Genomic DNA, 12,584 nt, shown 5'->3' on the forward strand with positions numbered 1-12,584 from the left:
AGCGCGCGCACGGCCGGGAAGGTCTTGCTGATGCCGCGCATCTCGAGCAGCGGCCGGGGGGACTCAGAACGCGACATAAGCGACCTCTTGCGTATCCAGGCCTGCACCGCGCAGGATGCCGGAGCGTGGTGAGAAATTGAAGAACATCGGCAGCGTCGCGGCGCCGATCGCGCCGGCGTCGGCGCCGAACGAGCCGCGCACGAGTTCCGGCGCGCTGCGGGCTTCCGGCGTGATGTCGGCGAGCGCCACGCCCAGGCGTTGCATGAGCGTGTCGAGCAGGCCGGCATCGACGTCCGAATCAAGGACGACGACCGGCAAATCGAGTACGGATAGCGCCCCGCGCAGCGCGAACGCGAGCGCATCGACGCAATCGTCGATCCATTCGTCGACGGCCGGCACGTTGCGTGCGATGCAGTCGTCGAGATCCGCGCGGTTCTCGACCTGCTCGCCGCAATGGCGCAGATGACGAATCAGCGCGCTCAACGATGCACGCGTCAGGAGGATGTCCCACGCGCCGTGCGGCGCGGGCGCCGAGGGCAGGCGGCTCGGGTGTACGGGCATCACGGCGAAATCGCCGGCGTTGCCGGTGCGGCCGTGCAGGCAGTCGCCGTCGATCGCGATCCCGCCGCCGATCACCGGTCCGAGGAACAGATAGACGAAATTGTCGCGTTGCCGGCCGCAGCCGTAAAAGAGCTCGGCGATGGCGGCCGCATTGCCGTCGTTTTCGCTGAACACCGGCAGCGGAATGACATTAGCGAGTTCCCGGGCCAGGTCGATCTCGGCCCACGCGCGGAAGGCTTCGGCCGGCAGGCCGAGTTCGCGCAGCCAGCTCCCCAGGTTGAACGGATGGGCCACGCCGACGCCCGCCAGCCGATCGCGATCCTGCGCGGGCAGCAGCAGTTGCATCTCTTCGATGTCGCTGCGAACCAGTTCGAGCACGGTCGCGGGCGGAGGGAGCAGGGTGTCGTGGGAGCGGCGGCCGATGATCTCGCCCGCGAAGTTGACCAGCGCCGTTTCGATGCGCATGCGGTCGATGCGGACGCCGATGCCGAATGCCCCATTGGGATCGAGACGAATCAGCGACGCCGGCTGGCCGCGCTGGCCTTCGGTGCGGCCGGCGAATTCGATCAGTTTCGCGTCGGCGAGCGACGCGATGATGCCGCCGACAGCCGCACTCGTCATGTTCGCGTGGCGGGCGAGGTCGGCCTTCGACGCGCTGCCGGTACGGCGCAGCGTCTTCAGCAAAAGGCGCTCGTTGTAACGGCGCACGTTGACCGAGTTGCTGCCCTGGCCGATGTGCGGGCTTCGCATGGCGTCTCCCTCCATGTGGCGCCGCTTTCGGCGCATTAAATAAATCAAGTTGATTTATTTAAGCATGCGTTCGGCGTCCAGTCAGTTAGGTAAACCCCGGAAAGACATGCTTGCGGAAGATGGCGGGTGCCAGGTCTCGATCGGTCAGGTGTTGACCGGCACAAATTCTGATTTATGGGGCCGGATTTGAATGCCTTGCGGGCATTGGCTCGCGGTGCAGGCGCGATGCAAAGCCCCAGTGCTGGCCAGTGCGATCTCCGGTCTGTCGGCGTCGAGCGATTCGTCGACGCCGATCGGGTTCCGGCGCCCGTGATCGGGCCGGCACCCAGGTGAAGGGGCCGCGCGGCGTGGGCGACAGGCGTGCCGAAGCCGCGATTTCATCCCGTGCCCGCAACGATTGCCGACCCACACGCCGTTCCTTACATGGCCGGATCCCACTGCGGCGCGAACGCCGGACTCACGAGCCGCTGATTCTTCGGCAGGCCGGCGATCAGCGCCCGATCAGCGTCGTCCAGGTTCACGTCGAGCGATGCCAGATTGGCGAGCTGATTGCGTTGCCCGGCCGCCTTCGGCACGGCGGCCACGTTCGGCTGGTCGAGCAGCCATTTCAGCGCCACCTGGCTCGGCAGCACGCGATGCTTGTCGGCGATCCGCTGCAGTTCCGGGATCTCCGACACGCGGTTGCGCGCGAGCGGGCTGTACGCGATCAGCGCCATGTCATGTTGGCGCGCGAATTGCAGCAGCCGCGCCTGACCGAGCAGCACGTGATACTCGACCTGTATCGCGGCCAGTGGCGCCTGCATCTGTTCGACGACGGCGCGCAACAGCGCAAGCGGGAAGTTCGCGACGCCGATCGCGCGGGCGCGTCCCTGCTCCTTGAACGAAACGAGCGTGTCGATCGTCTCGGCAAGATTCCAGTCGGGCGCCGGCCAGTGGATCAGGAACAGGTCCACGTAGTCGCAGCGCAGCGCGCGCAAGGTGTCGTCGAGCGATTTCCGCATGCGTTCGGGGTTCAACTTGTCCCACCATACCTTGCTGGTCACGTGAATCTGCTCGCGCGGGACGTTCGAAGCGGCGATGGCGTTGCCGACCGCCGCTTCGTTCTCGTACGCGGCTGCGGTATCGATATGGCGATAGCCCGACTCCAGTGCGAGCGCGACCGCGCGCGTGCATTCGTCGCCGAGCATGGGCCATGTGCCGAGCCCCAGTTTCGGCATGTTCAATCGATGGCGGTTGACGATGCGTTGCATGAACGACTCCTTCTCGATGGGGTGAGCCGGCGCGGCCTGCGCGTGCCGTGCCGGCGCGTTCGTCAGCGTTGCGCGCTGTCGCAGGTCGAGCGGTGCACCGCGGCCGCGGGTGATGTGCCCGTCGATGCCGCTTCGCGTCGCGCGACGAACTTCGCGATGCGCCAGCCGAATACGATGGCCGGGCCGAGCGTCGTGCCGGGGCCGGGGTACGTGCCGCGAAAGATCGACGCGAGATCGTTGCCGCACGCGAACAGGCCGGGGATCACGCGCCCGTCGACATCGATCACCTCGCCGTTCGCCGTGCCGCTCAACCCCGCGCTGCACGCGAGATCGGCCGGCCATACGGTCAGCGCGTAGTAAGGCCCCGCGCCGATCGGCCGGATGCACGGATTCGGCTGTTGGGCCGGATCGCCGTTGAAGCGGCTCATCGGGCTGCTGCCGCGCTGGAATGCCGGATCCTCGCCATTGGCGGCGTCGCGATTGTAGGTCGCGACGGTGCGCGCCAGGCCGTTCGCATCCACCTGCAACTTCGCCGCCAGCTCGGCCAGCGTTGCACCTTTCACCAGATAGCCGGCGCGTTCGAATTCGGCGATGCGGGCCGCACTGCGCGCCGGCATCAGCAGGCCGAGGCCATAGGTGCGAATGAACGCAGCATCGACGATCAGATGGGCCGGCACGCTCGGCCCGTTGCCGCTGTCGCGCAGCATGCCCATCACGAAGTCGTGGTATGAGTTCGATTCGTTGACGAAGCGCTCGCCGCGGCTGTTGACCGCGATGAGGCCGGGCTTCGCGCGATCGAGAATGATGTGCGGCCAGACGCTGTCGCCGTCGCTGCCCGTGGGGGCGCCCGGTGCGCGGCGGATCGAACACGGCATCCATAGCCCCGGGCTGTCGCCGCCGTTTTCGACCCGCGCATTGACGCGCTGTGCGCGGTCGACGCCGTCGCCGGTATGCGTATTCGGCGACAGCGACAGCGGCTGGGCCGCGGCAGGGAAGAACTGCCGGCGCAGCGACGGATGGCGCGTGATGCCGCCGGTCGCGAGCACCACGCCGCGCCGCGCGCCGATTCGCTTGCGACCGCCATCCGGTGTCGTGACGATGGCGCCGGTGACGCGGCCGTTCTCGCGTACCAGTTCGAGCAGCGGCGTGTCGAAGCGAATCTCGACCTGGCGTTTGAGCAGGCTGTAATAGAGCCGGGCGGCGAGCGCGTTGCCCATCACCAGCTGCGTGCCGCGCGGAAAGCGCAGGCGATCCATCGCATAGCGCCCGACGACCGTGATCGTGCGCTTGAAGTTCGCGACCGACGCGAACGGCGCGAGCAGCGCATTGAGGTCGGCGCGCGCGACCATCATGCCGCCGAGGCCCATGAATTCCTTGCGCGGCGGGCGCACGCGCGCGAACGCGCGGCCGAGCACGCGCGCATCGAACGGCGCGGGCACGAGCGCCCGGCCGCCGTAGGCCGCGCCCGGGCCGTTGACGTAATCCGGATGTGCGGTGGCGGCGACGAACTTCACGTCGCTGATGCGCGCGAGTTCGTCGATCGCGTCGGGGCCGCTTTGCAGAAATGCTTCGCGCGCGTCGTCGCCGCCGCGCGCGCCGACCACCGACTGCAGGAAGCGGCGCGCATCGTCGACGCTGTCGGGCACGCCCGCGGCGACGCTCAAGCGTGTGCCCGGCACCCACGTCGTGCCGCCCGACGTGGACGTGATGCCGCCCACCGCGGCGGTTTTTTCGCAAATCAGGACGGCGAGCCCCTCGTGATGCGCGACGAGCGCGGCGGTCATGCCCGCCGCACCTGCGCCGAACACCAGCAGGTCCACCTCTTCGTCCCAACCCTGTTGCACTGCAGCCATGTCCACGTCTCCTTCGTTTCGTTCCGCCGCACGTCCGGATTCGTGCGCGCGGCGGAAGAGGCTTCGATCTTTGTGGAATGTTATTCCAATAACAAAGAAAGTGGAATAGTGTTCCGAAATATGTCCGGAAGACGAGGCGCGACTTCATTCAGGGTGCACGATGCCTGCACCGGCTGCGCGTCGACGCCGGCGCGGCGGAAACGATTCGGCAGGCCGCGCCGCGCATGACGATCGCGACCTGTCCACATGCACTCAGGCGGCGGTATCGACCAGGAATGCGACCATTCGATCGCAGACCCGCGCGAACATCTGCGTGCCCGTGACGGTTCGGCAACCGCGGGCACGCGCCGCCTCGATGAACGGCGTGAGCGGCGGTTTCGTGACGACGTCGCCGACGAACGCGGTGGCCGGCACGCGCGAGACGTCGACGGGCAGCGGATCGTCCGGCCGCATGCCCATCGGCGACGCATTGACGATCACGTCGAACGATTCGGCTGCGACCTCCGCGGCGGCGACGCGCACCGTGCCGCGTTGCAGCGTGGCCAGCCGCTCGACCAGCGACGCGGTGCGGCCGGCATCGTTGTCGCGCACGTCGAGCGACGTGACACCCGCCATCACCAGCGCATGGCCGATTGCCGAGCCTGCGCCGCCCGCGCCGACCAGCAGTGCGCGCTTGCCGCGCAGGTCGCAGCCTTCGTCGCCGAGCGCGGCGACGAAACCGGTGCCGTCGAACATGCCGCCGTGCCAGCCGCCTTCGGCGGTGCGTCGTAGCGTATTCGCCGCGCCGAGGAATGCCGCTTCATCGGACAGGCGCGAGCAGAACCCGGCGGCGCTGAATTTGTGCGGCACGGTGATGATCACGCCGTCGACGTTGCGCATCGGTGTGATGCCCGCGAAGAACGCCGCAAGATCGGACGGTGCGACATGAGCGGGAACGACCAGCGCGTCGAGTCCGGCCTCGCGCAGCGCGGCCGTCACGCCTTTCGGCGAACGGACCTGCGCGATCGGATCGCCGACGATGAAATGAATGCGGGTCGCACCGCTCAGGCCTTCGTCGAGCGAAACCGGGGCGGTCGGGGTCAAGGGGGCTGTCATGCTGTTTTCATCTCCTGGGTTGAACCGGCCTCGTCGTGTACGATGCCGAGCAATTTCGCCTGGGTGGCGGTGTCCTGTTCGAGCGCGACCGCGCTGCTTTCGTGCGCGACGCGACCGTTGACGAGCACGTACGCGCGATCCGCGATCGGCAGCACCATGTCGGCCTGGTGCTCGACGATCACGACGCTCGCGCGCTCGCGCAGCTTGACTACCGCGTCGAGCACTTCCTGTACGACGGCGGGCGCGAGCCCCTCGAACGGTTCGTCGAGCAGGATCGCCTTCGCCGGCGCCATCAGCGCGCGCGCGATCGCCACCATCTGTCGTTCGCCGCCGGACAGATGTTCGGCGCGCGCATCCTTGCGCGTCGCGAGTCGCGGGAACAGCGCGAACATCTCGTCGACGCTCGCGCCGCCCTTGCGTGCGGCGAGCCGCAGGTTCTCGGCGACCGTGAGGTTCGGGAACAGGCGGCGGCCCTCGGGCACCATCGCGAGGCCGAGACGATTGATCTCGTGCGCGGGGCGCCCGGTGATGTCGTGGCCGTCGAACACGATGCGCCCGGCCGTCACGTCGGCGACGCCGGTCGCGGCGCGCAACGTCGTCGTCTTGCCGACGCCGTTGCGTCCGAGGATCGCGATCACTTCGCCTTCGTGGAGCGTGAGGTCGATGCCGTCGAGGATCGTGTTGCCGGTATAACCGGCCTTCACGCCTTCGAGGCGCAGCAGCGGGCGTCGCGCCGGTGCGGCATCTTCGTGCTGCACGCCGCGTCGGGCGGCCAGCCTCGCATCGACCGGCCGCTCGCCCTTCGCGTGGCCCAGGTAGGCTTCGATCACCTCGGGATGGCGCGCGACTTCGGCCGGCGAGCCGTCGGCGATCAGCCGGCCGCGATGGAGCACGCTGACGCGATCGGAAATCGTCAGCACGCGATCGATGTCGTGCTCGATCAGCAGCACCGCGTGATGGTTCGCCAGTTCGCGGATGATCGCCGCCACGCGCACGCGGTCGGCTTCGGCAAGCCCCGCGAGCGGCTCGTCGAGCAGCAGCAGGCGTGCGCGAGTCGCGAGCGACAGCGCGATTTCGAGCAGGCGCTGCTCGCCGTGCGACAGGCTTTCGCAACCATGCGCCGCGCGCTCGGTCAGCCCGACCGCCGCGAGCAGCGACCAGGTCATCTCGTTCTGTTCGCCGAGCGTGTGCGCGTCGCGCCAGAGGCCGAGGCGATCGTGCTGCGCGGCCTGCACCGCGACCCGCACGTTCTCGAACACGGTGAGATTGCGAAATACGCTGAGGATCTGGAACGAGCGACTCATGCCGAGCCGCACGCGGCGGAACATGGCGAGCTTCGTCACGTCCTTGCCGTCGAACGTGATCGTGCCGGCCGTCGGCGACAGCACGCCCGTCAGCATGTTGAAGAACGTGGTCTTGCCCGCGCCGTTCGGGCCGATGAAGCTGTGCAGCCGGCACGGATGGACGTCGAGGTCGATCCGTTCGGCGGTCACGAGCGAGCCGAAACGCTTCGACAATCCGCGCACGCTCAGCACGGGCGTGGCGGGATCGGTCTCGACGCCGCCCGCGCGATACGGCGCGATCGTGGCGGGGCGCACGGGAATCGTGTCGCGCACGAGGGTCCAGCGCGGACGTCGCAACAGCCGCTGCGCGATGCCGTGGATGCCCTCGGGCGAGAAGAACGCGAACGCGATGACGATCGGCGCGAAGATCAGCCACCAGTGCTCGGTCAGGCTGCTGAGCTTGTCTTCGAGCAGGATGAACGCGATCGCGCCCCACAGCGGCCCGAGAAACTGGTGGACACCGCCGAGCACGGTCATCAGCAGGCTGTCGCCCGCGTGCTCCCAGCTCAGGTTGTTCGCGTACGCGCCCTGCAGCATCAGGCACAGCAGGCCGCCCGCGTAGCCGATCACCGCAGCCGAGATCACGAACGCGCGCAGCTTGAGCCGATACGTGTCGTAGCCGAGGCTCGCCGCGCGCTGCTCGTTGTCGCGCAGTGCCTGCAGCGCCCGTCCGAACGGCGCGTGCACGAGGCGCCATAGCAGACAGGCGATGGCGATCACCGTCACGCATGCGAATACGTGGAAGCCGACGGTCGTCGGGAAGGTCGGGCGCGGCACGTTCTGCAGGCCGTTTTCACCGCCGGTCACGTCGGTCCACTTGAACGCGATCTCGAACGCGATCTGCGAACAGGCGAGGGTGAGCAGCGAGAAGTAGAGCCCACGCCGGCGCAACACAACCGCGCCGATCAGCGCGGCGAGCACGGTCGTCACGATCACGGTGGCCGCCAGCGCGAGCAACTCGTTGCCCAGCACGCGCAGCAGCGACACGGCGACCAGGTACGTGGCCGTGCCGAAGAACACCGATGCGCCGAACGGGACGAGCCCCGTATACGCGACCAGCAGGTTCACGCCCATCCCGTAGAGCGTGTAGATCGCGATCTGGGTTGCGCGCTCGAGCGGCGTGCCGGTCGCGGTGAGGGCAAGCGACACGAGGACGAGCGCGGTGGTCAGCACTGCAACCGGATGGCGGGTCAGATAATCGAATTTCATTCGAAGCGCTCCCAGCGTTCACCAAACAGCCCGCGAGGGCGCACGAGAAGGACGAGTGCCATCAGCGCGTACATCGCGACCGACGAGCCCGCCGGAAAGAACTGGACGGCCAGCGCGGTTGCGATGCCGACCAGCAGGCCGGCGACCACCGCGCCGGCGAACGAGCCGAGCCCGCCGATCGTGACGATCACGAACGCGGGCATCACGGCGGTCGTCGCCATCCCCGGCGTGACCGTGACGAGCGGTGCCGCGAGCACGCCCGCGGCACCCGCGAGCAGCGCGCCGAGCGCGAACGCGCCGGTCAGCACGCGCGGCAGGTTGATGCCGAGCAGGCCGACCATTTCAGGATCGCGGCTGCCGGCGCGCAGGATCCGCCCGTATGGCGTGTAGTTCATGAACCACCACAGCACGACGAGGATCGCGATCGTCGCGGCGAGCACGAACAGCCGATACTTCGTGATCAGCAGCGGCCCGTATACGAGAAACCCGTTGAGCATCCCGGGCGGACTGAACGGCAGCCCGCCCGCGCCCCACACGAGGCGAACCAGTGCGGTGAGCAGCAGCGACAGCGCGAACGTGACGATCAGGCCGAGGAGCGGCTCCTTGCCGTACAGGCGCCGGATGAACACCACTTCGATCAGCACGCCCACCGCCGCGACGAGCACCGGTGCGAGCGCGACGGCGGCCCATCCGAACTGCGTCGACAGTGCGATCGCGAAATACGCGCCGAGCGCGAAGAGCGCGCCATGCGCGAAATTCACGATGCCCAGCAGCCCGCAGATGATCGACAGTCCGATCGCGAGCAATACATAGAGGAACCCCAGCACCAGTCCGTTGGCGACCTGGGACAACAACATTTCAGCCATGCCCTTACTCCAGAGTGCGGCTCGCCGCGCCGCGCCGCGGCCCGTCGTGACGGGCGAGCGGCGGGCCGCGACGCGCGCGGGATACGCTTGGGGCGGCGGCGCGCGGGCTCAGCGCGCGGCCATCTTGCAGCCGATCTCCTCGCGTGTGCCGAAGAGACGGTCGAGGTCGCCGGGGTTCTGCGGCACGACGGAGATCGGGTCGAGCCAGTCCCATTTGTCGCCGATCCGGTCCTTCACCTTGAACACGCTCCAGCGCCGCAACAACTGGTGGTCCCACGGGCGGAAGTAGGCGGCGCCGCTGCCGTCGGCGACCTGAATGGTCTCCAGGCTCTGCACGATGTCCGCGCCGGACGTGCTCTTCGCGTGGTTGATCGCCTGCAGCAGTGCGCGCGCCGTGAACCAGCCGATCCAGGCCTTGTCGGCCGGCGGCTTGCCGTACTTCGCCGTGTACTTCCTGATGAACGCAACTTCTTCCGGCGCATGGCCCGGCGAGCTGAAATGCCACGGCTTGCCGTAGTAGCCGGTGGCGGCGTCGGCGTTGATCGACCAGAGATCCGAGTCGCCGATGATCGGGCACGCCACCGGGATGCGGCCTTTCATGCCCATTTCCGCGTATTGCTTCAGGAACGTCGACAGGTCGCCGCCCGGCAGCCCGAGCAGCACGACATCGGGTTTCGACTGGCGGATCTTCAGGATGAACGAGCTGAAGTCGGTGGTGTTGAGCGGCGTGACGTCGGCGCCGGTGATGACGCCGCCGGCCTGTTTCAACAAGTCGGACATCGCGCGCTGAATGTCCTGCCCGTACGCATAGTTCGCGACGAGGAAGTGCCATTTCTTGCCGATCGCGAGCATCGACGGCGCGAGTGCGCGGCATGCGACGGGCGTCGGGCTCAGCACGCGGAACGTGTACGGGTTGCAACTGCTGCCGGTCAGCTCGCGCGCGGCGGCGTTCGGCGCGATGTAAGGCGTCCTGGTGCGCCATGCGACCGACGACATCGCGAGCGACGTGCCGCTGTTCGTGCCGCCGATCGCCGCGATCGCGTGGTCCTGCTCGACGAGCTTCTGCATGTTCTGCTGCGCCGACTGCGGGTTCGGTTCGTCGTACCAGACGAGATCGACGCGCCGGCCGCGCGCCTGGTTGCCCGCCTCGTCGAGCGCGAGCTTGACGCCGTTCGCGATCACTTCGCCTTGTTCGGTCCACACACCCTGCTTGGCCATCAGCAGGCCCAGCTTCAGCGGTTGCTCGCCCTGCGCGCGCACGATCGCCGGCGCGGCGAGCGCCGCGGCACCGCCCGCGAGCGCCTTGCCCGCGGTGACGAGCCACGCGCGGCGCGACGCCGCCGGGTGGTCGGGCACGTCTGCCGGGGCGCCGGAAAGGGTGTCGTTCTGCTCGTGCTGATCAGTCATGTGTCTGGCCTCCTGTTTCCTGGTCAAGGTTCGATTCCGTGCGGTCCGTGGGCGGGCCGCGCGACACGTGTCGAATTTTCGTGAATTCTGGTTAGAAGTGGAATAGCATTCAACAATCAAAGATGGTTTCAATAAATCGGGGTATTCACCCGGTCGATCCGGAAGACGAACGGCTCGACGCGACACGTACGCCCCGCACAACGGAGATGAAGCGATGGCAAGAAGACGGCTGGCAGTGATCGGTGCAGGCGCAATCGGGCGGATGCACGTGGAGCGCGCGCGCACGCATGCGCAGGTGGAAGTCGCGGCGATCGCCGATCCGTCGCCGGCGGCCGAGCAGTTCGCGCGTGCCGAGGGGCTGCGCTGGTTCGCCGATTACGCGACGATGCTCGACGCGATGCGCCCGGACGGCGCGATCGTCGCGACGCCGAATGCGACGCATGTCGAGGTCGGCCTTGCCTGCATCGCGCGCGGCGTGCCGGCGCTGATCGAGAAGCCGGTGTCGGACAGCGTCGCGGCGGCGGCGGGCCTCGGTCGCGCCGCACGCGAGGCCAGTGTGCCGCTGCTGGTCGGCCATCATCGCCGCCACAATCCGGTCTTGCGGCGCGCGCGAGAGATCGTGCAGTCGGGGCGGCTCGGCAAACCCGTCGCGGCCAATGCGCTCGCGACGTTCTACAAGCCCGACGCGTATTTCGACATCGAATGGCGTCGTCGCGCGGGCGGCGGCCCGGTGTTGATCAACCTGATTCACGACATCGACATCATGCGGTTCCTGCTCGGCGAGATCGTCGAGGTGCAGGCCCAGGCGTCCAATCGCGTGCGCGGTTTCGACGTGGAAGACACGGCCGCCGTGCTGCTGCGCTTCGACAGCGGCGCGCTCGGCACGCTGGCCGTGTCCGACTGCGCGACCTCGCCGTGGAACTGGGATCTCGCGGCGGGCGAGGCCGCGCACTATCCGCGCCAGCAGGTGAACACGCATTTCCTGATCGGCACCGATGCCTCGCTCACGCTGCCGCAGCTCGATCTGTGGGAATACCGCAGCGGGAAGGGCTGGCACGATCCATTGACGGTCGAGCGCTGCACGCCGCATGGCGCCGATCCGTATCACGAGCAGTTGCGCCACTTCGCGGCGGTGATCGCGGGCGCCGAGGCGCCGCTGTGTCCGGCCGACGACGCCGCGCGCACGCTCGCGGCGACGCTCGCCGTGCATCGCGCGGCTGCGACGCGCACGGGCGTTGCACCCGCGGACGTCGTCGCGTAGCCGCGGGTAGCGGGCGCCGGCCTAGCGCTGGCGCCGGTAGAACGCCACCGTCTGCCGCAGTCCGTCGTCGAGCGCGGTCCGCGGCAGGCCGGGCAGCAGGCGGTCGAGCGCGGGGTCGTCCGGGAACGCCGTCGCGATCGGCAGCGGCGGGCCGCCGGCATCGATGTGCGCACCCGGCACGAGGGCCGCGATCCGTTCGATCAGCGTGTTCACCGGGGTGATCTCGCCCGCCAGCGTGAAGGCGTGTGCGCCTTCGATGTCGGCCAGCAGCGCGGCCTCGTAAGCGGCGGCGACGTCGTCGGCGAACACGAGGCCCGTCGCGCCGGTAAACGGAATCGTGTAGCGCTCGCCGCGCGCGGCCGCCCGACAGGCCAGGCTCGGCCCCGCGCTCGATCCGGTCTCGCGTCCGGCCCCATAGACCACGAGCGGACGGAAGCCCACGCTCGCGATCCCGTGGTCGTGCCAGTACGCGCGTGCCGATCCTTCGCACGCCAGCTTGAACGCGCCGTAGTGGGTTTGCGGCAACGGCACGGCGCCGTCGTCGGGGCCGAATACGCCGGCGCTGCTCGCATAGAGCACGCGTCGCAGCCCGGCCGAGCGTGCGGCCTCGAATACGTTCAGCGTGCCGATCAGGTTGACCCGCGCGCCGCGCACGGGATCGGCCGCGCAGTCGGGCGTGAGGATGCCTGCGAGATGGATCGCCGCGTCGCAGCCGTCGAAGGCGTGCGCCGTGGCGGCCGCGTCGGCGATGTCGCCGGTGCGCCAGCGTACGGCCGCAGCCCGTTCGGGCGCGAGCGCCTCGACGAGGCGCGGGTTCGTGCGCACGTCGAAGCTCACGCATTCCATGCCGCGCGCCAGCAGCCTCCTGATGATCCATGCGCCGAGAAAACCGCTGCCGCCCGTTACCAGTACTCGCATTGCGTTGCCTCCCTGTCGTCACAAAGTCTTTGCGAAATCCGATTGAGTGGAATAGTATTCCACTTCGCAAT

General features: G+C 68.4%; 9 protein-coding genes. 1 reads left to right on the forward strand and 8 read right to left on the reverse strand.

Translation table 11 applies throughout. The annotated features are described in order from the left end of the window. Positions 1 to 63: 63 nt before the first annotated feature. The 7 genes from DIE12_RS35940 to DIE12_RS35970 all read right to left on the reverse strand — a co-directional run bounded on the left by DIE12_RS35940 (position 64) and on the right by DIE12_RS35970 (position 10,334). Entirely contained in the window at positions 64 to 1,311 is a 1,248-nt protein-coding gene (locus tag DIE12_RS35940; protein WP_124522686.1) for an ROK family protein, read from the reverse strand. Positions 1,312 to 1,730: 419 nt separating this feature from the next. Then, positions 1,731 to 2,561 (reverse strand): aldo/keto reductase, encoded by an 831-nt coding sequence (locus DIE12_RS35945; protein WP_124522688.1) that lies wholly within the window; start codon positions 2,559 to 2,561, stop codon positions 1,731 to 1,733. Between the two features lie 62 nt (positions 2,562 to 2,623). Then, the gene (locus DIE12_RS35950) at positions 2,624 to 4,414 is read right to left on the reverse strand and encodes an FAD-binding protein (RefSeq protein ID WP_124522690.1); all 1,791 of its coding nucleotides are present in this window, start codon (positions 4,412 to 4,414) and stop codon (positions 2,624 to 2,626) included. A 252-nt stretch (positions 4,415 to 4,666) separates the two neighbouring features. Beyond that, positions 4,667 to 5,509, reverse strand: coding sequence for a shikimate dehydrogenase (locus tag DIE12_RS35955; protein WP_124522692.1), 843 nt, complete (start codon positions 5,507 to 5,509; stop codon positions 4,667 to 4,669). After that, a complete protein-coding gene (locus tag DIE12_RS35960; protein WP_124522694.1) occupies positions 5,506 to 8,061 on the reverse strand; it encodes a branched-chain amino acid ABC transporter ATP-binding protein/permease in 2,556 nt (851 codons plus the stop codon). The genes DIE12_RS35955 and DIE12_RS35960 overlap by 4 nt, the downstream gene beginning before the upstream one ends. Continuing rightward, positions 8,058 to 8,927 (reverse strand): branched-chain amino acid ABC transporter permease, encoded by an 870-nt coding sequence (locus tag DIE12_RS35965; protein WP_124522696.1) that lies wholly within the window; start codon positions 8,925 to 8,927, stop codon positions 8,058 to 8,060. The genes DIE12_RS35960 and DIE12_RS35965 overlap by 4 nt, the downstream gene beginning before the upstream one ends. A 108-nt stretch (positions 8,928 to 9,035) precedes the next feature. After that, positions 9,036 to 10,334, reverse strand: coding sequence for an ABC transporter substrate-binding protein (locus DIE12_RS35970; RefSeq protein ID WP_124551558.1), 1,299 nt, complete (start codon positions 10,332 to 10,334; stop codon positions 9,036 to 9,038). Positions 10,335 to 10,548: 214 nt separating this feature from the next. On the opposite strand from DIE12_RS35970, the gene DIE12_RS35980 reads away from it, so the two are divergent. Further along, entirely contained in the window at positions 10,549 to 11,595 is a 1,047-nt protein-coding gene (locus tag DIE12_RS35980) for a Gfo/Idh/MocA family protein (protein ID WP_124522699.1), read from the forward strand. 21 nt (positions 11,596 to 11,616) lie between these two features. Here the strand turns inward: DIE12_RS35980 and DIE12_RS35985 are convergent, their stop codons facing one another. Continuing rightward, positions 11,617 to 12,513 carry an NAD(P)-dependent oxidoreductase gene (locus DIE12_RS35985; protein ID WP_044848723.1) on the reverse strand — a complete coding sequence of 299 codons (897 nt, stop codon included), beginning with the start codon at positions 12,511 to 12,513 and terminating at the stop codon, positions 11,617 to 11,619. Positions 12,514 to 12,584 lie beyond the last annotated feature (71 nt).

Source organism: Burkholderia sp. Bp9015 (genome assembly GCF_003853505.1).
In the GTDB taxonomy this organism is placed as follows: domain Bacteria; phylum Pseudomonadota; class Gammaproteobacteria; order Burkholderiales; family Burkholderiaceae; genus Burkholderia.